19 protein-coding genes and 1 riboswitch are annotated in these 25,212 nt (G+C 70.2%); of the genes, 11 read left to right on the top strand and 8 right to left on the bottom strand.

The features are described from left to right. The first annotated feature begins 15 nt into the window (after window positions 1–15). The 4 genes from ACFFIC_RS23560 to ACFFIC_RS23545 are packed head-to-tail and all read left to right on the top strand — an operon-like array spanning window position 16 to window position 3,146. Entirely contained in the window at window positions 16–180 is a 165-nt protein-coding gene (locus ACFFIC_RS23560) for a hypothetical protein (protein ID WP_377054962.1), read from the top strand. After that, the gene (locus ACFFIC_RS23555; RefSeq protein WP_377054960.1) at window positions 177–1,160 is read left to right on the top strand and encodes a VOC family protein; all 984 of its coding nucleotides are present in this window, start codon (window positions 177–179) and stop codon (window positions 1,158–1,160) included. The genes ACFFIC_RS23560 and ACFFIC_RS23555 overlap by 4 nt, the downstream gene beginning before the upstream one ends. Window positions 1,161–1,194: 34 nt before the next feature. Next, complete coding sequence (locus ACFFIC_RS23550; protein ID WP_377054958.1) at window positions 1,195–2,142, top strand: tripartite tricarboxylate transporter substrate binding protein; 948 nt, start codon at window positions 1,195–1,197, stop codon at window positions 2,140–2,142. 44 nt (window positions 2,143–2,186) lie between these two features. After that, entirely contained in the window at window positions 2,187–3,146 is a 960-nt protein-coding gene (locus tag ACFFIC_RS23545; protein ID WP_377054956.1) for a tripartite tricarboxylate transporter substrate binding protein, read from the top strand. Window positions 3,147–3,489: 343 nt separating this feature from the next. Here ACFFIC_RS23545 and ACFFIC_RS23540 read toward each other — a convergent pair whose 3' ends face one another. Then, a complete protein-coding gene (locus ACFFIC_RS23540; RefSeq protein ID WP_377054954.1) occupies window positions 3,490–3,852 on the bottom strand; it encodes a hypothetical protein in 363 nt (120 codons plus the stop codon). A 331-nt stretch (window positions 3,853–4,183) separates the two neighbouring features. On the opposite strand from ACFFIC_RS23540, the gene ACFFIC_RS23535 reads away from it, so the two are divergent. Continuing rightward, window positions 4,184–4,888, top strand: coding sequence for a hypothetical protein (locus tag ACFFIC_RS23535; protein ID WP_377054952.1), 705 nt, complete (start codon window positions 4,184–4,186; stop codon window positions 4,886–4,888). Between the two features lie 58 nt (window positions 4,889–4,946). On the opposite strand, the gene ACFFIC_RS23530 is transcribed toward ACFFIC_RS23535, so the two are convergent. Further along, entirely contained in the window at window positions 4,947–5,894 is a 948-nt protein-coding gene (locus ACFFIC_RS23530) for an acetamidase/formamidase family protein (RefSeq protein WP_377054950.1), read from the bottom strand. 896 nt (window positions 5,895–6,790) lie between these two features. Continuing rightward, window positions 6,791–7,020, top strand: a riboswitch (cobalamin riboswitch). A gap of 118 nt (window positions 7,021–7,138) precedes the next feature. On the opposite strand from ACFFIC_RS23530, the gene metE reads away from it, so the two are divergent. Beyond that, window positions 7,139–9,457: a 5-methyltetrahydropteroyltriglutamate--homocysteine S-methyltransferase gene (gene metE, locus ACFFIC_RS23525; protein WP_377054948.1), complete on the top strand. Its 2,319-nt coding sequence runs from the start codon at window positions 7,139–7,141 to the stop codon at window positions 9,455–9,457. 549 nt (window positions 9,458–10,006) lie between these two features. On the opposite strand, the gene ACFFIC_RS23520 is transcribed toward metE, so the two are convergent. After that, on the bottom strand, window positions 10,007–10,603 hold the full coding sequence (locus tag ACFFIC_RS23520; protein WP_377054946.1) for a TetR/AcrR family transcriptional regulator: 597 nt from the start codon (window positions 10,601–10,603) through the stop codon (window positions 10,007–10,009). Between the two features lie 114 nt (window positions 10,604–10,717). On the opposite strand from ACFFIC_RS23520, the gene ACFFIC_RS23515 reads away from it, so the two are divergent. From ACFFIC_RS23515 to ACFFIC_RS23505, 3 genes are all read left to right on the top strand, one after another. Next, window positions 10,718–11,845 (top strand): efflux RND transporter periplasmic adaptor subunit, encoded by a 1,128-nt coding sequence (locus ACFFIC_RS23515; protein ID WP_377054944.1) that lies wholly within the window; start codon window positions 10,718–10,720, stop codon window positions 11,843–11,845. A gap of 12 nt (window positions 11,846–11,857) precedes the next feature. Further along, entirely contained in the window at window positions 11,858–15,028 is a 3,171-nt protein-coding gene (locus ACFFIC_RS23510) for an efflux RND transporter permease subunit (protein ID WP_377054942.1), read from the top strand. Between the two features lie 599 nt (window positions 15,029–15,627). Further along, complete coding sequence (locus tag ACFFIC_RS23505) at window positions 15,628–16,023, top strand: (R)-mandelonitrile lyase (protein WP_377054940.1); 396 nt, start codon at window positions 15,628–15,630, stop codon at window positions 16,021–16,023. 138 nt (window positions 16,024–16,161) lie between these two features. Here the strand turns inward: ACFFIC_RS23505 and ACFFIC_RS23500 are convergent, their stop codons facing one another. Beyond that, the gene (locus ACFFIC_RS23500; RefSeq protein ID WP_377054938.1) at window positions 16,162–17,043 is read right to left on the bottom strand and encodes a LysR family transcriptional regulator; all 882 of its coding nucleotides are present in this window, start codon (window positions 17,041–17,043) and stop codon (window positions 16,162–16,164) included. Window positions 17,044–17,137: 94 nt separating this feature from the next. Between ACFFIC_RS23500 and ACFFIC_RS23495 the strand changes: the two genes are divergently transcribed. Both ACFFIC_RS23495 and ACFFIC_RS23490 read left to right on the top strand, forming a co-directional pair. Further along, on the top strand, window positions 17,138–18,376 hold the full coding sequence (locus tag ACFFIC_RS23495) for an MFS transporter (protein ID WP_377054936.1): 1,239 nt from the start codon (window positions 17,138–17,140) through the stop codon (window positions 18,374–18,376). Further along, on the top strand, window positions 18,373–19,488 hold the full coding sequence (locus ACFFIC_RS23490; RefSeq protein WP_377054934.1) for an FAD binding domain-containing protein: 1,116 nt from the start codon (window positions 18,373–18,375) through the stop codon (window positions 19,486–19,488). The genes ACFFIC_RS23495 and ACFFIC_RS23490 overlap by 4 nt, the downstream gene beginning before the upstream one ends. Window positions 19,489–19,964: 476 nt before the next feature. On the opposite strand, the gene ACFFIC_RS23485 is transcribed toward ACFFIC_RS23490, so the two are convergent. The 4 genes from ACFFIC_RS23485 to ACFFIC_RS23470 form a co-directional block, all read right to left on the bottom strand. Beyond that, complete coding sequence (locus ACFFIC_RS23485) at window positions 19,965–20,987, bottom strand: LLM class flavin-dependent oxidoreductase (protein WP_377054932.1); 1,023 nt, start codon at window positions 20,985–20,987, stop codon at window positions 19,965–19,967. A 258-nt stretch (window positions 20,988–21,245) separates the two neighbouring features. Further along, window positions 21,246–22,826, bottom strand: a complete 1,581-nt coding sequence (locus ACFFIC_RS23480; protein WP_377054930.1) for an ABC transporter substrate-binding protein — start codon at window positions 22,824–22,826, stop codon at window positions 21,246–21,248. A gap of 141 nt (window positions 22,827–22,967) precedes the next feature. After that, window positions 22,968–24,458, bottom strand: coding sequence for a M81 family metallopeptidase (locus tag ACFFIC_RS23475; RefSeq protein WP_377054928.1), 1,491 nt, complete (start codon window positions 24,456–24,458; stop codon window positions 22,968–22,970). A gap of 91 nt (window positions 24,459–24,549) precedes the next feature. Continuing rightward, window positions 24,550–25,098 carry a cupin domain-containing protein gene (locus tag ACFFIC_RS23470; RefSeq protein ID WP_377054926.1) on the bottom strand — a complete coding sequence of 183 codons (549 nt, stop codon included), beginning with the start codon at window positions 25,096–25,098 and terminating at the stop codon, window positions 24,550–24,552. Window positions 25,099–25,212 lie beyond the last annotated feature (114 nt).

The following is a 25,212-nucleotide window of genomic DNA, read 5'->3' as shown; positions in this document are numbered from 1 at the left end:
GACGGGAAGGACAACATGAGACGGGTGTTGCTCGAGGCGGACGGAGCCCGGGGTTTCGGCTCCGTGGATGGCGACACCGTCGCCGACCTCACCACGGCCTTCGCCGGGCGCGCCGTGGGGCTGTGCGCCTCCGGCATCGGCATCCTGCGCAACCCCGTGGTTCGGGAGGAAGGGCGATGAGTATCCAGTCGCTTGGGTATATGGTGATCGGCTCGGACCGGCTGGCGGATTGGGACGAGTTCGCGACGCGCCTGCTGGGGATGCAGGCGGTGGACCGGGGCGGCGGCATGCGGGCCTTCCGGATGGACGACCGCAGCCAGCGCCTCCTCGTCTCCGGCCGCGCAGCCCCGGCGACGGTCGGGTGGGAGGTGGCCGATGCCGCGGCGCTGGAGGCGCTGGCGGCGCGCCTGGAGGCCGCGGGCACTGCTGTCAGGCGTGGATCGCGCGCGCTGGCGGCCGAGCGGCAGGTGATGGACCTCATCGCCTTCGAGGACCCGCAAGGCACGCGGCTCGAGGCCTTCCACGGTGCCGTGCGGGCGGACAGTCCCTTTGTGCCGGGCCGCGCCATCGCCGGCTTCCGGACGGGGCCGCTCGGCATGGGCCATGCGGTGCTGCACGTGGCGGATGCGGACGCGCTGATCCCCTTCTATCGCGACCTGCTCGGCTTCTCCGTCACGGATTGGTCGCGTCATCCCTATCCGCTCTACTTCTTCCACATGAACGGGCGGCACCACTCCTTCGCGATGGTGGGCTCCGGCCGCTCCGGGCTTCACCATTTCATGGTGGAACTGGGCGCGCTGGACGACGTGGGGCAGGGCCACGACATCGCGCGCACGGAGGAGGGGCGGCTTGCCTTCGGGCTCGGGCGCCACACCAACGACCACATGACCTCCTTCTACGCCAACACGCCTTCCGGCTTCTTCGTGGAGTACGGCTGGGGCGCGCGCGTGATCGACCCGGCGACCTGGCAGCCGCACGAGACCTTCGACGGACCGACGCTCTGGGGGCACGAGCGCTTCCACATGCCGGAGGAAGGGCGGGCCCGCATGCGCCACATCGCCATGGACGCGGCGCGCCGCGGCGTGCGCGCGCCGGACCCGAATCCCGGCCCCTTCACCTCGGGCTGTGCCTGGGCGGATGCGGTGGTGGCACAGGAATGACGCGGCGCGGCGACGTGGCGGGGGGAGAAGGAGGGTGATCGGAAGACGAAGCCTCGCCGCGATCATGGCGCTGCCGGGCCTTGCTTGGGCGGAGGAAGCCTTCCCGTCCCGCCCGATCCAGGTGGTGAATCCTTATCCCGCCGGCGGTGCCACCGACCTCATGGCGCGCGCCATGGCCACGGGGCTTCAGCAGCGCCTCGGCCAGCCCGTGGTGGTGGTGAACCGCGACGGCGCGGCAGGCGCGGTCGGCACGCTCGGCGTCGCGCGCGCGGCGGCGGATGGCCACACCCTGGCCTTCGTGCCTTCCCTGGTGCTCTCCGTCCTGCCTGTCACGCAGCCGAATTCGGGATTGCGGGCCGATGCCCTGCGGCCGGTCTGCCAGATGTTCGCCAACGCCCAGGCCATCGCGGTGCGGACGGACTCGCCGCTGCGGACCCTCGCGGACCTTGTCGCGGCGGCGAAGGCGTCGCCAGGGGCCGTGACCTACGGGTCGCTCGGCATCGCCTCCATCCCGCACCTCGCGATCCTGCAATGGGCACGCGCGGCGGGCATCGAGATGACGCATGTGCCCTACCGTGGCGACGGTGCGGTGATGACGGACGCGCTGGCCGGGCGGATCGACTTCGCTGCCATCGTGCTCGGCTCGGCCTCGGGCCGCACGGACATGCGCCTGCTCGCCGTCTTCGATACGGCGCGCAACCCCGCCTTTCCCGAGGTTCCGACCGCGGCGGAGCAGGGCTTCGACGTAGCGCCGACGAGCTTCGGCGGGTTGATGGCGCCCTCCGGCACGCCGCCAGAGCGGATCGCCCTGCTGGAGGCCGCATGCGCGGAGGTGGCGGGCGGCGAGGTGTACCGCGCCGCCGCCCGCCGGGCGCTCCAGCCCGCGGCCTTTCACACCGGCGCCGCCGCCTTCGCCGGCCGCCTGGCACGCGACGTGGCGGAGAAGGCGGAACTCCTGCGAGCCATAGAGCCGGCCCGCTGACCGAAGAACATGCCCCGCGAAAGGGGCGCGGAAGGGAAACGAGCATGATCACCCGCAGGATCCTGGGCACCGCCACGCTCGCCGCTGTTCTTGCCGCCCCGGGCCCTGCCCGGGCGCAGGAGGGCGTGCCGCGGACCGTCACCCTTGTCGTGCCCTTCTCCGCTGGCAGCGTGGTGGACATCATGGCCCGCCCCTTCGCGGAGGCGCTGCGCGCGTCCCTGGGCGGAGGCACCGCCGTGGTCGTGCTGAACCGGGACGGCGGCGGCGGCGCCGTGGGCGCGGCCACTGCGGCGGCGGCGAAGCCGGACGGCACGACACTCTACTTTGGCCCGTCCGGCATGCTGACGACGCTGCCCTTCCTTGTGCGCGGCCTGCCCTATGCCTGGGGTGCCCTGGACCCGGTCTGCCAAACCTTCGAGAACATCTTCGTCGTGGCCGTGCCGGCGAACTCGCCCTACCGAACGCTCACTGAACTGCTGGCCGACGCCAAGGCGCGCCCGGAGGCGCTGTCCTGGGGCGATGCCGGCCCTGGCACGGTCGGCAATCTCGTCGCACTTGAACTGGCGCGTCGCAACGGGGTCCGCATGACGCCCGTGCCCTACCGCAACTCGCCACAGATGATCCTCGACACCCAGTCGGGTGCCCTCGCGTTCTCCATGTCCACCTTCGCCACGGTGCGGGGCACGGATCTGCGCGTGCTGGCGGTGGTCGCCGACGAGCGGCAGCACGCGCTGCCGGAGGTACCGACGCTGAAGGAACTCGGGCAGCCCGTGGAATGGCGCGGCTTCGGCGGCATCATGGCACCCCGCGGCACCCCGGCTGCCCTTCTGCACAGGCTGGAAGGCGCTTGCCTGACCGCGGTCCGAAGCGACGGCTACCGCGAGATGGCGGCCCGGACAGGCCAGATCGCGCCGCCACTCGGCGCAGCCGCCTTCGGCACGCGGTTGGAGGACGAGCACCGGAGCGCGGCCACCTTCCTGCGGGAGATCGGCCTGGCCCGGTAGCCGGCTTGGGCAACTTGCCGGTTTCAGGGCAGCTGGGGGGCGAGGTGGGTTATCGCGGTGGAACTGTCCCGATCCCCGCGGATTGGCTGAGCCCCTGCGTCACCTTGATCACGGGGAGCGCGGACGAGGGCCGGCGTTCAACAACTTGCCCGCGCCCCTCCCGTACCGCACGCCTCGGCGATGGTGCGCCGGGCCCTCGCGTTCCGGACTGCGGAGCCGGGTCACGCCATGGAGGCTCGCGCGCCACACCCCGAGGGAACAAGGCCGCCGCACCGCCTGATGCCACGCGGTTACGGAGGCAGCGCCCGGGTGAGCCAGGGCTGCCTCCGCGCTCTGCCGGTGGTCAGGCGAGGTCGTTCGAGCCGGCGGGCAGGGGTGTTGTGTCCGGCTCCCGCGCCGCTGGCTCGTCCCCGCCTGTCGCATCGTCTCCGCCTGTCGCATCGCCATCGGCATCGGCATCGGCATCGGCGTCAGCGGGCGAGCGGGCTTCGGTCAGGCTCTGCGAGAAGCCCGCAACGGCGTTGAGGCCCGTCGCCATGGCGGTGGCGGCCATCGCCGTTCCGACGGCCGCGGCAACGGGCGCGGCCATTGTTGCCATCATGGCGGCGCCCGCACCGGCCATCGCAGCGGGGAGAGACATCGCCGCCTCGGCCTGCTGCCCGGTGCCTTCAGGCGGCGGCGCGGCGGTATCCGGGGCGTTCCCCACGCCTTCGTCACCGCTTCCCTGGCGGTTCTTGGGTGCGGAGCGTGCGCGCTGTGGACGGCGATCCGTGGTCGCCGCCGCACCCCGGGTCGGGGTAGACCGTTTGGACGGCGCCGGCCTCGAACTCCCCGTGTCGGACGACTCGTCCCGGACGACGGGGGTGGTCCTGGGGGTGCGCCGAGCCGGGGATTTCACCGGAGCGGGAGAGGGCCGCGACGTGCGGGTGCTGGCAGGTGTCGCCTTGCTCTTGGCTGCTGGGGAGGCCCGGTCCTGGCGTTTGGACTTTGCCGCGGCGCCTCGCGGTGCAGGGGACTGCGTTGCCCGGCCGGATCCCGTGGTCGAGGACGCGCGCCTGCTGGTGGCGGCTGCAGGCTTGGCGGGCTGCCGCGCGGGTGCTGCTGCCGCGCGAGGGCTGCGGGCGGCGGTCTTGGTTGTCCCCTTGGCCCTGGAGGCGGCGCCGGACGGCGCCTTGGCCTTGGCCGTGGCAGGCCGGGCGCTTGCCTTTGCCTTTGGCCTGGTGCTGCTGGTGGCCGGGGCAGCCCGCCGCGCCGCCGCGGCGGCTGGCTTGCTTGCCGGCTTGGTGGCGCGGGTCCCGCGTGCGGCGACCTTGCCGGCTGCTGCCGTGCGCGGTGCCGCGCTGCGCCGGCTGGTGGCGGGGGCAGCCTTCTTGCCGGCCGCGGAGGAAGCTGGCTTGCGCTCGGCCTTTGCCGGGCGTGCGCCGCGGGCGGGCGTCTGCACCGCCACCTTGCGAGCCGTTGTCGTCTTGGGCGCAGCAGCCTTGCCCGCGCGCGACGGAGCCGCCGTGCCTGCCTTGCCCCTCGTGGGAGTGGTGGCGCCACGGGCACTTCGTGCGGCGGTGGAGGAGGCGGCTTTTCCGCCGGCGGCCGCAGGCTTGCTGCGTGCCGTGGATGCTGATGGACGGCGGCCGGGCCGGGCCGCCTCCGGGCGTGTCTTGCTGGGGGGAGCCTTGTTGCCTGGACGTTTAGCCATGATCACCTCCGAAACGAGTGGGCAGTTGGCTAGCAACCGATTCGCATAGTGCGCGCCCGGCGGCCGCGTGCAATGGTTCCGTTTGAACAAGCGTCTTGGTGATCGCGCTAGCGGCTGGCTCCGGGAGGAAGTGGCCCGGCTTCTCCGCGCACCTGCGTGAGAAAGCGCTTTGGAATCCGGCATGCGACTGTGTAGGCGGGATTGAAGACGTTGCCGACGTCGTAGCGGACGACCTGGCCCATGAGATGGCTGGCCGCTCGGGCGTCGAGCCCGTAATCCTCACCGAGCCAGCGCAACATCTCCGTGGTTGCGTGCTGCAGCGCCTGATCAAGCGGCCGGGCGTTGCCGATGGTGAATACGTCATCGGACGTCTCGCCACGGGGCCAGGCGATCGTTCGCTTCAGGACACGGAGCGTGACCTCCATCTCGAAGGAGGTCTCGATCCCTGTGCCGACGATCTCACCGTCGCCCTGACAAGCGTGTCCATCGCCAAGATAGAAAAGCGCGCCCGGCACGGACACGGGGAACCAAGCCGTCGTACCCGGTGCGAACAGGCGGTAATCCATGTTGCCGCCGTTCGGGGCGCTTGTCGCGGTGGACAGCGCCTGCCCTCCGGCCGGTGCCACCCCGAAGCAGCCGATCATGGGTTGAAGCGAAGGTGAGAACGTCTCCAGTCCCTTTGCCGGTTCCTGCAGCCGCACGGTCCCGGCCTCGCGGTCGATCTCCCATACGTGGCGCTGCTGCGGCGGCCGGTCGGCGAGGACAGCGGGGTCCAGAACAGTGGAGGCGAGGGGCGAATAGGTCCAACCGGTTGTCCGGCTTGGCGTCAGCCGGTTGATGTGGACAGCCAGCGTGTCTCCCGGCTCCGCACCTTCGACAAAGAAAGGCCCTGTCATCGGGTTCGGCCGGCTACCGACCGCCATCTCACGGGCGTCTAGTCCCGACGCGTCGATCGTATCGGCGATCACGGTGTCGCCGCTGGCGACGCGAAGACACGGGTCGGCGGTGCCGATCACGTTGAAGTACTGGGTGGGATGAAAGCGATGCGTGGCCATCAGGCTCTCCGGGAGATCACGTTGGTGCAGGGCACGTTGCCTGATGCGTCCATGCGTGCAGCCCAATACTGCACGGTATGAACCCGTCCAGGGATGGTCAACGCTGGCTGGAAACCGTGGGTTCCACTGACGATCAAGGAGCGGGGAGATAGCAGTCAGCCGGGTGAATCAGCGCGCAGCGACAAGCGCTGCCCCTCTTGCCGAACTTGAAAGGCTGCCGCGATCCGGTCGCAGCGTACATAGGCCGAGAGCCGGTAGGCGGCCCTGATGTTGGTGGTTGTGGTGGAACCGACGCTGCCGCGTTGCTGGTATGCTGCCCAGTGGGTTCCTGGAGGCGTTCGCTCGACCGCGTGAACACGGGTATTAGCCCTCCCTTGCCGTTTCCGTTCGGGGCCTTGGGTCTGGGTAGAGCGTAGAGGCTTTCGGCTGGTCGGCGAGGTCGGTACCCGATCCATTATTGGGGGGAGAAGATCTGGCCGCTTTCGTCCTGGTGACCAGGGCTTCGGTGCTGCTTGTGCTGAGAGCCTGCTTCAGCGTGTCAGGCTGGGTCTATCAAGGCTTCCATGCTGGCGAGTACACCGGCGCGTTCGATGCGCGCATTGGCTGGGTCGAGCCGCTCTGCGTAGCTACGCAACTCTCGTGGCGGATGCCATGCGGGTTGGACCGCATGTGGCGGCGCTGCGCCGTGAGGGCGCCTTTGAAATTGCCAAGCGCAAGTTGGCGTCCTGGTGCAAGTTCTCTCATCCAGCTTGGGAAGCTCCGCTGAAAAGCCCTCACCAGAGCCAAGCCATTCGCGCCGGGTCACCGCATTTGCGGAGTGCCCTCCTGGCAGGCGAGCTCACTTTGTCAACTCATAAGCATATCTTTATGTCTCTTGACTCCGCTTGCGCTCGTTGGCCAAATGTCCGTGTCGAGGTTCCCCGGCGCGCGCTATGTGTCGGGGCTAAGAGGGAATCCGGTGCAGGCGCGGCAAGCGCCGAGGCCGGAGCTGCCCCCGCAACTGTGAGCGGCGAGCTGAGGTCCATGACGTGTCACTGGCGCCCAGGGTTCATGCCCTGGCGCCGGGAAGGCCGGACCGAGGCGACGACCCGCGAGCCAGGAGACCTGCCCCGGCACATAACGTCCTCCGGCGGGGTGTCCGGTCAGGTCGCAGGTCCCGCACGGCCGCTGCCTTCTTTCCGGAAGGGCTGCCGCGTGCCGGCTCGCGCCTGGTCTCCTCGCCAGAACCAGCACAGGCGAGGTCCATGTCCGTCACCGTTGCATCGCTCGGCTTTCCCCGTATCGGCCCGCGCCGCGAGTTGAAGACCGCCCTGGAGCGCTACTGGTCGGGCAAGTCCGACCGGGGTGCGCTGCTGTCCGCTGCCGCAGCGCTGCGGGCAGAAGCCTGGGCGCGGCAGAAGGGTCTCGGCGTCGACCACGTGCCGAGCAACGATTTTTCCCTCTACGACCACGTGCTCGACACCAGCGCCATGGTCGGCGCCATTCCCGCGCTCTATGGCTGGACGGGTGGGCCGCCAGACCTGGACACCTACTTCGCCATGGCACGCGGCTCCCAGGGCGAGGCGCGCGCCGGATGCAGCCACGGCTGCACCCACGAGGCGGCGGATGTGCCTGCCGCCGAGATGACAAAGTGGTTCGACACGAACTACCACTATCTCGTTCCCGAGTTCCCCGCGGAACAGGCCTTCGCGCTTTCCTCCCTGAAGGTGGTGGACGAGTTCCTGGAGGCGAAGGAACAGGGGGTGCACACCCGGCCGGTGCTGCTTGGTCCGGTCACGTACCTGAAACTCGGCAAGAGCCAGGCAGGCAGGCCGCGCCTGGAGGATTTGCTGCGCGCCATCCTGCCCGTCTACGCGGACGTGCTGTGCCGCCTCGCGGCCGCAGGTGCGGACTGGGTGCAAATCGACGAGCCCTGCCTTGTTCTCGACCTGACGGTGGAGGACCAGGCCGCGCTGCGCACGGCCTATGTGGCGCTTGCAGAAGCCGCACCGGGCATCCGGCTCATGCTGACAAGCTATTTCGGCGGGCTGGGTGAAAACCTGGAGACGGCGCTGGCCTTGCCCGTGGCTGGGCTGCACATCGACCTGATCCGCGCGCCGGAGCAACTCGACACGGTGCTGGCCGGGGCACGGCCGGAGCTGCTGCTGTCACTCGGCGTGATCGACGGCCGCAACGTCTGGCGTGCCGATCTCGAGGCCATCCTGGCGCGGCTGGAGCCGGTGGCGAAAGGCCGCGACCTCGTTCTCGCACCTTCCTGCTCTTTGCTGCACACGCCGATCGACCTGGCGCTGGAGACGGCGCTCGACGAGGACGTCCGGAGCTGGCTGGCCTTCGCCGTGCAGAAGATCGAGGAACTGGCGATCCTTGCCAGTGCCCTGAACGAGGGGCGCGACTGCGTGGCGGATGTTCTGTCCAGCTCATCCGCAGCGGCCAGGGCGCGGAAGACCTCGCCCAAGATCCACGACGCTGCCGTGGCCGCGCGCATGGAGGCGAAGGACGCTGCCCTCGACCGCCGCGGCACTCCCTTTGCCGCGCGCCGCAAGCTGCAGGTGGAGAGGCTGGGCCTTCCTGCCTTTCCCACGACCACCATTGGCTCCTTCCCTCAGACCGAGGAGGTCCGGAAGGCACGCGCCGCCCACGCCAGGGGCACGATCAACGATGCGGAGTATGAGGCCTTCCTGCGCGAGGAAACCGCCCGCGCCGTGCGCTGGCAGGCGGAAATCGGGCTCGACGTGCTTGTGCACGGCGAGTTCGAGCGCAACGACATGGTGCAGTACTTCGGGGAGCAGCTTTCGGGCTTCGTCTTCACGAAGCACGGCTGGGTCCAGTCTTATGGCTCCCGCTGCGTGCGCCCACCCATCCTGTTCGGTGACGTCTCGCGCCCGCAGCCGATGACGGTGAAGTGGTGGGAATACGCCCAAGGCCTGACTGCACGGCCGATGAAGGGCATGCTGACGGGGCCGGTGACCATCCTCAACTGGTCCTTCGTGCGCGACGACGTGCCGCGGGCGCTGGCCTGCCGTCAGATCGCGCTGGCCATCCGGGACGAGGTGGCGGACCTGGAGGCGGCTGGCGCGAAGATCATCCAGATCGACGAGGCCGCCCTGCGCGAAGGGCTGCCGCTGCGGCGCGGGGATTGGCAGCGCTATCTCGACTGGGCTGTGGAGTGCTTCCGCGTCGCCTCGGCCGGCGTGGCGGATGCAACGCAGATCCACACCCACATGTGCTACTCGGAATTCAACGACATCATCGTGGCCATCGCCGGGATGGATGCGGACGTGATCTCCATCGAGACGGCCCGGTCCAAGATGGAGCTGCTGGAGGCCTTCGCCGGGTATCGCTACCCGGCGGAGATCGGACCCGGAGTGTACGACATCCACTCCCCGCGCGTGCCGGCGGTGGAGGAAATGACGCGGCTGCTGCGGGCCGCCCTGTCGCATCTGGCGCCGGAGCAGCTCTGGGTGAATCCGGACTGCGGGCTGAAGACGCGCAAATGGCCGGAAACCCGCGCGGCCCTGGTGAACATGGTGGCCGCGGCGAAGCGGGTGCGGGAACCCGCCTGACCGATCAAGGGGCCGCGCAGCGTCGCGGCCCCGCCCCGTGGGTCGCATGGCCGCCGCATGTTGAAGGGGCGGCGTCACGGAAGGTGTAGCCAGCCTGGCGCCGACCCTGCGGCGCCGGCCATCCGGCAAATGGACCGGTCCTTGGCCGGCCCGTGGGGCAGGGCTTCCGCTGCCTTCGCTTCCCTCGGTGTTCGTGCCACCGAGAACGGAGGTGCTGGAGCAACAGCCCGGCGTCGCACGCTTGGCCCGTGTTGGCCCGAGGTGGACGCAGGTCACGCGCAGCTACCGGAGGGCGGGCGTCCAGCACATCGTCGCGCTCCGGGCGAGTACGGCTTCTTTTCGGAAAGAGGACCTGTCCGTGCGAGTTGGCGCGCTGCTTGGCTGGCGGACGCGCCGTGCCCCTCGTGCCGGTCTCCAGCCGTGGCAGGGTGCTCCGTTCTGCCGTCAGGGAAGCACAAGCCGATGGGGTGCTGGAGCGCCAGGCCCATGGAGCCAATGCATCCCATCTACACACACCAACCCCTCCTGGGCTGGCGGCTCAGGCGGCAGCTAGTCTCCCTCAGGGGGCAGCGCGGAACTCAGCAGTTGCTGGCCGGCGCGCTCAAGGGCGGCCGCGGCCTCCACGGTGCCGAGGTAAGCGGCGGAGGAAAACGCCCCCTCCGTCAGCATCATCAGGGCATCGCCCAGCATGTTCGGGTCGGCGGCACCAGCGTCGGCGCAGACCTGGCGGAGCGTATCGCGCATCCTGCGCTTGTAGGCATCGGCGACCTTGCGGGCCGGATGCTCGGCGTCCGGAAATTCGGCGATCGCAAGGCCGAGCGAGCAGCCGCGGAAGCCGGGCTGGCGCAGTTCGGCAACGGCCGCTGCCAGAAAGGCCGCCGGACGCTCGCGCGCAGGAAGGTCCGGGCTGAGCGCCTCGCGGTACCAGGCCGATTCCTGCTCGCAATCGTCGCGGAGGATGCAGGCGACCAGCTCATCCTTCGACGGGAAGGCACGGTAGAGGCTGATCTTCGTGGTGCCAGCGACCCGGCACAGCTCCTCGACGCCCGTGGCGCGGATGCCCTGCCGGTAGAACAGGTCCCGAGCCACCTCCCGCAGCCGCTGTGCGGCCGTCCGGCGCTGGGGGATCCCTGACGCTTCGCTCACGATCACCTCTCCGTCTGCCGGACCCGCTTGACGAGGCGGGGGTTGTAATGTGACCGACCGGTTCGTATCCATATGAACGAACCGGTCGGTATCATCCGGCCCCGGAGATTGGTCATGTCGACCCCCATTCGCAAGGGCCTGGCCCCACTGGCGCTCGCCCTTGCCCTTCCCATCCTCCCGCTCGCAGCCCAGCCGGCCTTGCCCAGCGTCACCGTTTCCGAGCCCCTCCGGCGCAACGTGACCGAATGGGAGGAGCACATCGCGCGGCTGGAGCCCTCCGCGAAGGTCGAGCTGCGCCCCCGCGTCTCCGGACAGGTGGAGCGGGTGCATTTCCGGGACGGGCAGGTGGTCCGGGCCGGCGAGGTGTTGTTCACCATCGACCGCGCGCCGTTCGACATCGCCGTGGAGAGCGCGCGGGCCGAGCTGGCGCGGGCGGAAGCAAAGCTGGAGCTGGCGCGGCAGGAGATCGACCGCACCTCGTCTCTGGTGCGCGACCGCTTCGCGCCCCAGGCCCAGCTGGACACGCGGCGGGCTGCCCAGCGCGACGCCGAGGCCGGGATCACCGATGCCCGCGCGAAGTTGCGCCAGGCGGAGCTGGAGCGGAGCTGGACCGAGGTGCGGGCACCGCAATCCGGCCGGGTCTCGGACCGGCGGGTTGATGCCGGCAACCTGGTGCAGGCCGGGGGGACGCTTCTGACCACCATCGTCGCGCTGGACCCGATCTACGCCACCTTCGACCTGAGCGAGGCGGATTACCTCCGCTTCGCCCGGCGCGGCGCGCGGGCAGAGGGCGACGCGGCCGAGCCGGTGCGGCTGCGGCTTGCCGACGAAGCGGAGTGGAACCGCCAGGGCCGGCTGGATTTCCTGGATACGGCGCTGGACGGACGCTCCGGCACCATTCGGGCGCGGGCGACGCTGACGAACCCGGATCTCTTTCTGACTCCCGGGACCTTCGCGCGCCTTCGGCTCCGGGCGGGTGAGGGGGATGTGCTGCTCGTGCCCGATGCGGCCATCGCGGCGGACCAGGCCGCCCGGGTGGTGATGACGGTGGCCGCCGACGGCACGGTGGTTGCCAAGCCCGTCGTGCTGGGCCCCGTGGTGGACGGGCTGCGCATCGTGCGGGGCGGGCTTTCGGCGGAGGACCATGTGATCGTGGCCGGGATGCACCTGGCGCGCCCCGGCACCCGGGTGACGGCGGATCTGCGGCCCGCCGCGCCCCCGCGCCTGGCCGACGCGCGCTAAGGGGCCGCGGACATGCGCTTCGCCCAGTTCTTCATCTCGCGGCCGGTGTTCGCCTCGGTGATCTCGATCGCGATCGTGCTGATCGGCGCGATCGCGGGGCTGCGGCTGCCGATCAGCGAGTATCCCGAGATCGCGCCGCCGACGGTGACCATCGCCGCCAGCTATCCCGGCGCTTCCGCCTCCGTCATCGCCGAGACCGTCGCATCCCCGATCGAGCAGGAGATCAACGGCGTCGAGGGCATGCTCTACGTCTCCTCCCAGGCGACCGGGGACGGGCGGCTGAGCGTCAACGTGGTCTTCCGGCAGGGCGTGGACGTGGACCAGGCGCAGGTGCTCGTTCAGAACCGCATGGCCGTGGCCGAGGCGCGGCTGCCGGAGGACGTGCGGAGGCTCGGCATCACCGTCCGCAAGGCCTCGCCGGACATCATGATGGTGATCCACCTGACCTCGCCCGACGGTTCGCGCGACGAGCAGTACATCTCCAACTACGCCATGCTGAACGTGAAGGACCGCATCGCCCGGCTGGACGGCGTGGGCGACGTGCAGGTCTTCGGGGCGCGCGACTACGCCATGCGCATCTGGCTGGACCCTGCGAAGGTCGCCGCCCGCGGCCTGACGCCCGGCGAGGTGCTGGAGGCCCTGCGGCGTGCCAATGTGCAGGTTGCGGCCGGCGGCCTGAACCAGCCGCCGACCGGGGCCTCGAGCGGCGCCTTTCAGCTGAACATCCAGGCGCTGGGGCGCCTGCGCAGCGTGGAGGAATTCTCGGACATCGTTGTGGCGACCAACGAGGCTGGCGTGCCGCTGCGCCTGCGCGACCTGGCGCGGGTTGAGCTGGGTGCCCAGGACTACACGCTGAACGCCTACCTGGACGCCGACAAGGCGGTGGCCATACCGGTGTTCCAGCGTCCCGGCTCCAACGCACTGGCGACCGCCGCCGCGCTGCGCGCCACGCTGGAGGAACTGAAGCGCGACTTCCCGCCGGGGCTGGACTACCACACGGTCTACGACACCACCCGGTTCATCGAGCAGTCGATGGAGGCCGTGGTGCATACCTTCGTCGAGGCGATCATCCTCGTCGTGCTGGTGGTGATCCTGTTCCTGCAATCCTGGCGTGCCTCCATCATCCCGCTTGCGGCGATTCCCGTCTCCATCATCGGCACGCTCGCCTTCATGTCGGCGCTCGGCATCTCGCTGAACAACCTTTCGATGTTCGGCCTCATCCTCGCCATCGGCATCGTAGTCGACGACGCCATCGTGGTGGTGGAGAACGTGGAGCGGCACATGGCCGAGGGGATGGATTCCGTCGCCGCCACGCGCCGCACCATGGACGAGGTGGGATTCGCACTGATGGCGATCGCGCTCGTGCTCTGCGCGGTGTTCGTGCCGACGGCCTTCATCGAGGGGATATCCGGCGCCTTCTACCGGCAGTTCGCGGTGACCATCGCGGTGGCGACCCTTCTCTCGGCACTCGTCTCGCTCACCCTGTCCCCGGCGCTGGCGGCGCTGCTGCTGCGGCCGCACTCGCATGAGCGTGCGAAGGGCTGGCGGGCCTGGGTGGGGGCGCCGTTCGGCCTCTTCTTCCGTGGCTTCAACCGGCTGTTCGACCTGCTGTCGATCGGCTACGGCGCGATGACGCGCCGGCTGGTGCGGCTCTCGGCCGTGCTGCTCATCCTTTATGCCGGTCTGCTCGCCTTCACCGGCTTCACCGTGAACCGGACGCCGACAGGGCTGATCCCCCCCTTGGACCGCGGCTACCTCATCGCGGCCTTCCAGCTTCCGCCGGGCGCCGCGCTGTCGCGCACGGACGAGGTGGTCCGGCAGGCGGCGAAGGACGTGCTGGAGGTGCCGGGCGTGGCGCATGCCGTGGCCTTCACGGGCTTCGACGGGGCGACCTTCACCAATGCGCCGAACTCGGGCGTGATCTTCGTCACCCTGAAGTCCTTCGAGGAGCGCGAGGCGGAACACCTGACCTTTCCGGGCATCACCGGCGCCGTGCAGGCGCGGCTGATGCAGCAGCGGGAGGCGCTGGCGCTGGTGATCCCTCCGCCTTCCGTGCCCGGCATCGGCACTGGCGGGGGCTTCAAGCTCTACATCCAGGATCGCGGGGACCGTGGTTCCCGCGCGCTGGAGGAGGTGACGAACCGCATCGTCGGCGCGGCCAACCAGCGGCCGGAGATCGCCATGGCCTTTACCCTGTTCAACACCAAGACCCCGACCTTGCGGGCCGAGGTGGACCGGAGCAAGGCGGAGATGCTGGGCGTTCCGCTGTCCCGCGTGTCGGAGGCCCTGTCGGTTTACCTCGGCTCAGCCTTCGTGAACGACTTCAACATTCTTGGCCGCACCTACCGGGTGACCGCACAGGCGGAGGAGACTCAGCGGCTCACACCGCGCGACGTGGCCCTGCTGCGCACGCGCAACCAGGATGGCGCGATGGTGCCGATCGGCGCGCTGGCGACGCTGGAGCCGGATAGCGGCGCCTACCGCGTGCCTCGCTACAACCTTTATCCTGCGGCCGAGGTGCAGGGCGCGGCGCGGCCGGGCGTTTCCACGGGACAGGCGATCGCGGCCATGGAGGCGATGCTGCGCGAGGAACTGCCGCAGGGGTTCGGGTACGAGTGGACGGAGATCGCCTTGCAGGAGACAACGCAGGGCAACACGGCGCCCATCGCCTTCGGCCTCGCCGTTGTCTTCGTTATCCTGCTGCTGGCGGCGCTTTACGAGAGCTGGCTGCTGCCGCTGGCTGTGGTGCTGATCGCGCCGATGTCGGTGCTGGCGGCGTTGAGCGGCGTCGTCTGGCGCGGGCTCGACAACAACGTCCTGGTGCAGGTCGGGCTTGTGGTGCTGATCGGGCTGGCGGCCAAGAACGCCATCCTGATCGTGGAGTTCGCCCGTCACGCCGAGGCGGAGGGGCAGTCGCGCTGGGAAGCGGCCGAGGCCGCCGCCCGGACCCGCCTTCGGCCCATCCTGATGACCTCGCTTGCCTTCATCCTCGGTGTGCTGCCGCTGGCCGTCGCCACAGGGGCGGGCGCGGAGATGCGGCAGAGCCTGGGCACGGCCGTCTTCGCGGGCATGCTGGGCGTCACGGCCTTCGGCCTGGTCTTCACCCCGGTCTTCTACGTGGTGGCCCGGGCGATGGCGCGACGCGAGCGTGATTCGCGTGCCTTGGAGGTGGCGACGCCATGAGGGCTTGGTTGTTCTCCGGTAAGGCTGCGCTGGACGACGGGTTCAGGTCGCGCTTTCCCGCCAGCTGAGTCCTCAGAGGCCAAGCTGAGGCGGCGGGGTGAAAGCCCCCCGTCGTCCGGGTGAGGGGCTGTTTCTGACCCTCGCCTGGCCCGGGGTGCCGCCAGGCCGACGAGACAAGGCTTGATTTGCTGCGGATGCGCAGGATCCGGCCTTCACCGGGCGGCAAGCCGGGCGCGCGCGGGGGCGGAAGAAGAGGGGAGGGCGGCCCTTGGCGGATCTACCCGTTGATGGGTGGGCGGTGAGGCCCCCCTTGCGGCTGTTTTAAGACGGGACCGCCTTCCCCCTTTTATTTTCACCACGCTCATGTCGCGATCGCACGGCGCCGTGGTGCAGCGGACATGCCATCGCCCGAGCGGATCGGGGATGTGCGGCAGATCGCCAGCCCTTCGGAGCCACCCGCGGCACCAGGACGAGGCGGCTCGGGGGCTATTCCGATCATGCCGCCTACTCCCGCGTGGTCACGTCGACTACATCCGGGTTGGTGACAGAACGGCCGCCGCAAGGTGGCCGGGGTGTTCCAGGAACACGGGAGACGAGCGATGGAGATCAAGCGTGCGGGCTCGCAGCCCTCCGGCGAGGGGCCGGCGGACTGGTTCACCGGCGCGGTGCGGGTCGATCCTTTGTTCGGCCCGCCCGAGCCGGCGCGTGTGGCGGGTGCCTTGGTGACCTTCGAGCCCGGCGCCCGCACGGCCTGGCACACGCATCCGCTCGGCCAGACCCTGATCGTGACCACCGGCCTCGGCTGGGCCCAGCGCGAAGGCGGACCGATCGAAGAGATCCGGCCAGGCGACGTCGTCTGGTTCCCGCCCGGCGAGAAGCACTGGCACGGCGCCACGCCGACCACGGCCATGAGCCACATCGCGATTCAGGAGAAGCTGAATGGATCGCCCGTGGATTGGATGGAGCAGGTCACCGACGATCAGTACCGGCCGTGAGCTCCCGCTGAAGGCCGGTGCTTTCTTCTCCGGAGCAGCATCAACCGGCCTCCGCGATGCCGAAGGCTGCCCTGAGCTCCGCCATGACGGAGCGGACCGGTCAGGGCGCGGGAAAGGGTTCGGGCCTGCGGGCCCTCCTCAAGCCTGCCGGAGACGCCCCTCCAGTGCCGCGATGAAGAGCCGCACCTTTGGGGGCACCAGCCGTGCCGTGGGGTAGACGGCCCAGACCGCCAGCGGCTCCGGCACCCACAGGCCGGTCGGGACCGGGAGAAGATGTCCGACCGACACCTCCTCCCGAACGTCCCAGGCGGACAGCATGGTGATGCCGAGGCCACCGAGGCAGGCCTGATGCAGCGCCTCGACCGAGCTGGAGGTGAACGGGCCCGAGATGCGCTGGCGCAGGGTCCTGCCGCCCGAAAGGAAGGTCCAGTGGCTCACCCCGGTCAGGGCCAGGCAGCTGTGGCGGGCCAGGTCCGCGGGCGTCTCCGGCGCGCCGTGCTCCGCCAGGTAAGCGGGTGCGGCGTAAAGCCCGCGCGGATTGTCCGCGAGCCGCCGCGCGACCAGCGCGTTCTCGCGCAGCGGAGCGATCCGGATCGCCAGGTCGAGCCCCTGCGCGACGATGTCGATGATGCCATCGCTCAGCAGCAGGTCCACCTGCAGCCCGGGATGCTCATGCAGGAAGGCGGGCACCAGCGGCGCCACCACCTTGCGGCCGAAGGGCACCGAGGCCGTCAGCCGCAGCATCCCCGTCGCCCCGTCCGGACCCGGCCGGACGGAGGCGCGCGCCATTGCCTCTTCCTCGAGAAGCGCGCGGGCATGGGGGAGGAAGGCCTCCCCTTCGGCCGTGAGCGACAGCGATCGCGTGGTACGGTGCATCAGCCGGGAGCCGACCTCCTCCTCCAGCTCGGCCAGACGGCGCGACGCGAGCATGGGCGTGATGCGCAGGCGGCGCGCCGCGGCGGCAAGGCTTCCTGCCTGGACCGCCTCGACCAGCACGAGGAGGTTGGTGAGGTTGATCATAACTGTTTGCGTTATACTGCCCGAACAGAACGGAGATCTACAGCGCCGGGTGTTATGAGCCGAGTTTGCGGGGCAGCAGATCAGGATCAGGTCCATGCCGGACGTCTCCATCCCGCACCCGCCCCTCCTGTCCGCCCCGCCGGTGCCGGAAGGTGGCAGCCATCCTCCTCCACGGCTCGGGTTCGGCCTCACCTTCGCCATGGCCGCCGCGGCGGGGACCGCTGTCGCGAACATCTATTACAACCAGCCGATGCTCGGGATCATCGGGCAGGATTTCCCGGGCTCGGGTGCCACCGCGCTGATCCCGACGGCTACCCAGCTCGGCTACGCCGCCAGCCTGTTCCTGCTGCTGCCCCTGGGCGACCTCCTTGACCAGAAGCGGTTGATCGTCGTCCAGTTCGTGGTGCTCGCCGCGGCGCTGGCCCTGGCGGCGCTGGCACCCAGCGCCCCGGTTCTTGTTCTCGCCTCCCTCGTCGTCGGCATGTCCGCCACCGTGGCGCAGCAGATCGTGCCCTTCGCGGCGCATCTGGCACCGCCGGCGCGGCGTGGTGCAACCGTGGGTGTCGTGACCGGCGGGATCCTGGCGGGCATCCTGCTCAGCCGGACGTTGGGCGGCTTCGTTTCCGCCCATGGCGGCTGGCGCGCGATGTTCTGGCTCGCCGTGCCCATGGCGCTCGGCGCGGCGGCGCTGATGGCGGCCATCCTGCCGGTCCGCCCCGCCGCTGCCTCGATCGGCTATGGCGAGGCACTCCGCTCGCTTGTGCATCTCTGGCGCAGGCAGCCGGCCCTGCGGCGGGCGACGCTGATGCAGGCCGCGCTGTTCGGTTCCTTCTCCGCCTTCTGGACGGTGCTCGCCCTGCGGCTGGAGGGGCCTCCTTTCGCGCTGGGCGCGGAAGTGGCCGGGCTGTTCGGCGTGGTCGGGGCCGTGGGCATCGCTGCGGCACCGCTGGCGGGGCGGCTGGCCGATCGGCGCGGCCCGGAGCTGGTGATCGGGCTGGGCGCCTTGCTCACCCTTGCCGCCTGGGCGGTGTTCGGCGCCTGGCCGTCGCTGGGTGGGCTGGTGCTGGGCGTGATCATCCTCGACTTCGGCGTGCAGAGCGCGCTCGTCTCCAACCAGCACGTGATCTACGCCCTGCAGCCGGATGCCCGCAGCCGGATCAACACCATCTTCATGACCGGCATGTTCCTGGGCGGCGCGGCCGGTTCGGCGGGCGCCATGACAGCCTGGGCCCTCGGTGGCTGGGGCGCGGTCTGCGGCTTCGGTGCGGCCCTGGGCGCCCTCGCCCTTGTGGTGGAGGCCATCGCCCGGCGCGGCAGGGGAGCCGTGCGGTGAGGGCGTTGCGCATTGCCGTGGCGGGAGGCTCCCTTGCGGGCCTCTTCGCCGCCATTCTGCTGCGGCAGGACGGGCACGAGGTGCGCGTGTTCGAGCGTTCGGCGGGCGGGCTGGAAGGCCGGGGCGCCGGGCTGGTGCCGCAGCGCGAGGTGTTCGACGTGCTGCGGCAGGTAGGCGCCGAGGAGGTGTTGAAGGTTGGGGTGGTGGCGCGCGACCGCATCGTCCTGGACGCGGCCGGCGGCATCGCCCACCGGCAGGCCACGCCGCAGATGCAGGTGTCCTGGGATCACCTGTACAGCGCGGTCCGGGCCCGGCTCGCGGATTCCGACTACCGCCTGGGCCGTAGCGTGGAGCGTGCCACGCAGTCCGGCACCGGGGCCGTGCTGCATTTCACGGATGGCGGCAGCGAGGCCGCCGACCTGGTGCTCGGCGCCGATGGCATCGGGTCCGTGCTGCGCGAGGCCGTGACCGGTGTGCCCTCGCGCAACGCGTATGCCGGCTATGTCGCCTGGCGCGGCCTGGTGCCGGAAGGAGGGCTGCCGGACGACGCGGCGAGGGTGCTGCTCGACCGCTTCGCTTTTGCCATGATGCCCGGCTCGCAGGTTCTCGGCTATTCGGTCACCGGCCCGGGTGGCGAGATGACGCCTGGAAGCCGGCGCTACAACTGGGTCTGGTACCGCCGTGTCACCCCGACGCGGCTTGGCAGCACACTGGCCGACGCCTTCGGGCGCGCGCATCCTTTTTCACTCGCGCCGGGCCAGCTTCCCCAGGCCCAGGTGGCCACACTCCGGTCCGACGCGATGACAATGCTCCCGCCGCCCTTTGCTGCTGCCGTGGCGGCGGAGCCGACGCCCTTCGTGCAGGCCATCTTCGACTACGAGGCGCCGCGGATGGTGTCCGGCCGCATGGCGCTGCTGGGCGATGCCGCCTTCGTGGTGCGGCCCCACACGGCCATGGGCGTGGCCAAGGCGGCTGGCGACGCGATGGCCCTGCGGGCCCATCTCTCTCGCCTTTCCACGGATGATGCCCTGCGCGCCTATGAGCGCGAGCGCATGCCAGTGGGGTCGGCGATCGCCGCCTATGGACGGCGGCTCGGCGCCGAGCTGGGCTGAAGCGTGGCTGGGGGCGCGCCCAGGCATGCGGGGCGTCCCGGAGTGGTCGGGCGCCCGGGGGTGGATCCGGTCCGTCCGCTGGGCGCGGGGCGAGCCACCCGAACCGGGCGCGGCCATGTGCCGGGCGCGGGCGCGATCCCGCGCGTGGATGCGTTGCGTTCGCCTTCAGCCCCGCCCGGATGCCGCCGGGAGCGCGGCGCGCACGGCAAAGACCGCCGCGCCGTGGCCGGATACGGCGCAGGAAGGCCTGCGGCGCGGGGCACCGGGAACCGGGCCGGATTCTCGCAGGCCATTGCCTGCACAGCGCGGATCGCGACCCTCGCTCCACCATGCATGCTCAAGAGAAACTAGGTGGGCGGCCCGCCCCGGTCGTTTGCGGGAGAAGGTGGAACGGCACCATGACGAGCGTCATGGTGCCGGGAGGACGTGCACCGGCCCCTCGCGCAGCCGGTGCGCCAGCACGTCGGCGGCAGCGGTCAGCGCCAACCCAGGGCCGGGGCGACGTGCTTCAGGATGCCACCGATCACATGCGCGCAGTAATCGACGCCAAGCTGGTTCGGAACGGTCAGAAGGAGCGTGTCTGCCTCGGCGATGGCCTCGTCGGCGCGGAGTTGCTCGACCAGCATGTCGGGCTCGGCGGCATAGCTGCGGCCGAAGATGGCGCGGGTCTTCTCGTCGATGAACCCAACCTGGTCCTGCTCCTTGCCGCCCCGGCCGAAATAGGCGCGATCACGGTCTCCGAGCAGCGGGAAGATGCTGCGGCTGACCGAGACACGGGGGGTGCGGGCGTGGCCGGCTTCCGTCCAGGCAGCGCGGTAGGTGCGGATCTGGGCAGCCTGCTGGATGTGAAAGGGCTCGCCGGTCTCGTCGTCCTTGAGGGTCGAGCTCTGCAGGTTCATCCCCTGCCGCGCCGCCCAGACGGCGGTGGCGTTGGAGCCCGAGCCCCACCAGACGCGGTCGTGCAGGCCTTCCGAATAGGGCTCGAGCCGCAGCAGGCCCGGTGGGTTGGGGAACATCGGGCGGGGGTTCGGTTGGGCGAAGCCTTCCCCCCGCAGCGCTTCCAGAAACGCTTCGGCATGGCGGCGGCCCATGTCCGCGTCCGTCTCGCCCCCGGCTGGCGCATAGCCGAAATGCCGCCATCCATCGATCACCTGCTCGGGCGAGCCTCGGCTCAGACCGAGCTGGAGACGGCCGCCGCTGATGAGGTCGGCGGCACCGGCGTCCTCGGCCATGTAGAGCGGGTTCTCGTAGCGCATGTCGATGACGGCGGTTCCGAGCTCGATGCGGCTGGTCTTCGCGCCCATGGCCGCGAGCAGGGGAAAGGGAGAGGCGAGCTGGCGGGCGAAGTGGTGGACGCGGACATAGGCGCCGTCCGCGCCCAGCTCCTCCGCGGCGACGGCGAGGTCGATCGATTGCCGCAGGGCGTCGCCGGCCGAGCGGGTGGCGGAATGGGACGAGGGCGTCCAATGGCCGAAGGAAAGGAAGCCGATCTTCTTCATGGTGAGCGAAGTCCAGAAGGGCGGGGTGCGATCCGCCGGGGGAAATGGAGAAGCCCCCGGCGTGATCCACGGGGCCTCCGTTGCCCCGGAAGATGGGGCCTGCGGTGCTTTCCTTCCCATCACCAGATCCGATGATGGTGATGCCCGCAAGCCTTCCTGCGGCGGGGGCATGTTCCCTGCCGGTTCCCGCGCTCAAGGTCGCCCGAAGGTCACCGGCGCCGCGGAGCGGCGGGCCGGTGCCTGGCACTGGTTCTTCCGTCAGGCCGGGGCGATGCCCCAGAACTTGGTGAAGCCGGATTGCAGCCCCTTGATGCCGCGGAGCGCGGTTTGCTGCTTGAACTGCCCGAGGGGATAGTAGGGGACCTCCTCCATGCAGGCCATCTGGATGTCCCGGCAGATAGCCTGCCGCCCCGCCAGGTCCGGTGCGTCGAACCATGCGTTGTAGAGGTTCTCCAGCCGCGCGCTCTCGTACCACCCGGCATAGCCCGCCGCGCCGTTTCCGCGGATCCCGACATGCGTGGCCGGGTTGAGCCAGTCCGTGCCTGTCCAGCTCGTGGCGAACAGGCTCCACCCGCCGGATTCCACGGGGCCGCGGTTGTTGCGGCGCTGGAGCATCGTGCCCCAGTCGGTGGCCACGTAATCCACGTTCACGCCGATGCGGCGGAGCATGTCGGCCGCGACGTCGCCCAGCGCCTTGATCGTCACGTAGTCCGTCGGGACCAGCAGCACGACCTTCTCGCCCTTGTAGCCGGCGGCGATGAGGTCGCGCTTCACCGCCGCGTCGTCGCGCGGCTTGCGCAGGGGATCGAGCCCCACTTCGCTGGCCATTGGCGTTCCCGGGCAGAAGAAGCCGGTGGGCACCTGGTACGAGGCGGCGTCGTCGCCGACGATGGCCTGCATGTAGGAGGCCTGGTCGATCGCCCCCATCACGGCGCGCCGGATGGCCGGGTTGTCGAAGGGCGCTTGTGTGCAGTTGGGCCGCAGCATGCCGATGGTGCCGGCCTCCTCCTGCACCCGCAGCTGGATGCCCCGGCCACGGGCGACCATCGGCTTCAGGTCGTGCGCCACCTGCTCCCACCAGTCCTGCTCACCCGCCACCAGCGCGCCGGCGGCGGTGGATGCGTCGGGGATGGTGGTCCAGACGACGCGGTCGTAGTTCACCACCTTGGGTCCCGCGCTGCCGACCGCGGGCCCGCCCTCGCGCGGGCGATAGCGCTCGAACCGCGCATAAACGTTCCGGGAACCCTGCAACCGTTCGTCCGTGACGTAGCGGAACGGGCCGCTTCCGATGATCTCGGTGATCTGCGTGCCCGGGTCGGTCCGTGCCACCCGCTCGGGCATCATGGCCGGCATCATCGCAGTGGTCTTGGCCAGGGCGTCCGGAAGGAGGGGGAAGGGCTTCTTCAGCCGGAACACGATGGTGCGGTCGTCGGGCGCGGAAAGCTCGTCCGTCGTGCGCATCAGGGCGCCTCCGAAGGCGTCCCGCGCGCCCCAGCGGCGGATGCTCGCCACGCAGTCGCGCGCGAGCACGGGCGTGCCGTCGTGGAACAGCAATCCCTCGCGCAGCCGGATCGACCAGCGCCGGCCGCCCTCCTCCACGGTGTGCCCCTCGGCCATCTGCGGATGCGGAACGTCGTTCGCGTCCAGACCATACAGGGTGTCGAACACCATGTAGCCGTGGTTGCGGGTGACGTTCGCCGTGGTCCAGTGAGGATCCAGGAAGGCCAGGTCGATCTGCGGGATGAAGCGCAGGGTCCGGGCCTGGCCTTGCGCGAAGGCGGGGGCGGAAAGAACCGCGCCTGACGCGGCGGCCCCCTTCAGCAACGAGCGACGGAGCATCGGTCCTCCTCCTTCATGGGTTGGAAATCCGCCCGGTGGGCAGGATGGTTCCAGACGTTCAGCAAGGCATCAGGCCCGCCATTCAGCAAGGCGCGCAGCAAAGCATTCAGCAAGGTTCACGCCAGCATGGGCGGAAGCCGGTCACGGTGTGCCGCTGCCGCGCTGGTGCAGGCGCGGCAGGAACGCGAAATCGTCGAGCGGAAAGAAGGGCCGCGCAACGGTGAAGGGAAGGTCCTGCACGCGGTAGGAGGTCATGCCCGGCGTGTCCACCGTGATGCATTCTCCGATCGGCGCGTAGTTCAGCGTGTAGTGATAGCCTGAGCGCGTGATCACGATCCCGAGCGCGGCGGGATCGACGCCCATGGCCCGGAAGTAGTCGGGGTCCAGGTACGAATAGGGCTGGTCGGTGAGCACCACATGGACGGCGCCGGTGCGCAGCACCGCATAGGCCCCCAGCGCGGCGGTGTAGCCGGCATCGGCCGGTCCGTCATAGGTGACCTGCGCCGAGGAGCCGAGTGCCACGATCTGACCGGTCACGGCCGCGGGTGGTGCCACGGTCGAGTGACGTCCGCCAACGCTCAGTGTCACCGTCGCGCCAAGCCCGGCCGCCAGGCAGGCCTGCACCGCCGCGGCATCCGCGATGGGCACGGCGGAGGGCGGAAGGTCGCCGCGCGCCATCAGGGCGCGAAGAACGTAGGTGCCGTCACCGGGGCTGCCCCCGGCCACGCGATCCCCCTGGTCGCCCAGGATCAGCGGACGGTCCGTACCGCGCGCGGCACGGTCGAGGCAGCTCTCCAGCGACGGGTAGCTGCCGATCAGCGCGTGCCGCTCGTCCCAGAGCTTCTGCGCCAGTTCCAGGGCCAGGGCGTCAGGCCCCGCGCCGTTGCCGTAAGCCAGGACCCACTGGCCGAGCCCGGGCACGTCCAGGAACTGCTGCGCGTTGAAGATCGACACGTCATAGGCGGCGCCGGCCTCAACGGCCGCGCGGGCCCGGGCGTGCAGGGCACGCAGCGGGTCCTCGTCCGTGCGGTCGTTTCCGAGCGTCAGCATGGGGAGGTGCACGGCCGACAGAACAGGGCGCAGCCGCCCATCCAGCATGTCCATCGCCGCGAGAAAGGCGCGCCGCCCCGTGCTTCCCTGGTCGCCGTGCGGGTTGGTGTGATAGCCCGCGAGCAGGTCGCAGCGTTCCAGGATCTCCGGCGTGACATGGGCGTGCAGGTCGAAGGCTGCCGTCATCGGGAGCGCCGGTCCGACGATGGCGCGCAGCGCCGCCATCAAGGCTCCTTCGGGGTCGTGAAGGCCGGGTGTCAGCATGCCGCCGTGCAGCGGGAGCACGATGGCGTCGAAATCCCCGCGGCGTGCCGCATCGCAGAGGATGTCGCGCATCTCCGTGAACACCGCCTCCTCCACGGGGCCGCCGGACTGGGCGCGGAACATCGTCGGCACGATCACCTCGACGTCCCGCTCGGCCGCGGCATCCACGATGCCGCCAAGCAGGGAGTTGCTTCCACGCGCGGTCCGCACCGCTTCCATGCCGGCGCGGATGTTGAAGCGGGACCGGTCGGTGGGCACGGGGTTGAAGCTGTGAGATTCCTGCGCGATGCCGCCGGCGAGAATTCGCTTCTTTCCCATTGTCCGTCTTCCGATGTCCGCCCGGAAGCACAGCCCGCCGAAGGTCCGTGGCGCAAGCGTTCCGCCGGGGGTGGGCAGAATACTCGCCGGTTCAGTATGTCGGCGGGGTGATGGCGCTGACGATCTCGCTGACGCCCGGGTCGACGTTGCGGAAGCGGTGCGGCTGCTGGCTGTCGAAGTAGTAGCCGTCGCCCTGGCGCAGCACCGCCGTGCGGTCGCCCACGGTCACCTCCACCGCGCCGCGCGTCACGAAGCCTGCCTCTTCCGCCCGGTGCGCGATGCTGGTCTCCGTCGCCGCGCCCGGCGCGTAGCGCTCGGCCAGCATCAGCATGCGCCGGTTCGGGTAGTCCATGCCGATCAGGCGGTACGAGACACGATCCGGGCGCCCGATCTCCACCAGTGCCTCGGCGCGGTAGAAAGGCTGGCTCGGCAGGCCGCTCTCCAGGTCCGCGAAGAAAGAGGAAAGCGTGGTGCCCAAGGCTGCCAGGATGGCGCCGAGGGTGTCCACCGAGGGGCTCATCCGTTCCCGCTCGATCAGCGAGATGGCGGAGTGCGAGACGCCGGAGCGAGTCGCAAGCTCGCGCATGCCGAGGCCCCGCCGGGTTCTCATCGCCTTCAGTTTGGCACCGACAACCGCCATCCGCGCTTTCCCCTCCCCACCGGGTGATCCGACCCCTCCGGTGAGGATAATGGACAGCCCGTCCGATGCCCACTTTCTTGATGGGGAAAGCCTGGGCCACCCTCCGGAGGCAGG

Origin of the sequence: Muricoccus vinaceus (assembly GCF_042433125.1) — a bacterium.
GTDB lineage: Bacteria > Pseudomonadota > Alphaproteobacteria > Acetobacterales > Acetobacteraceae > Roseomonas > Roseomonas vinacea.
Note: the sequence above shows the minus strand (reverse complement) of the source record. Positions and strands in the feature narration are given on the sequence as shown.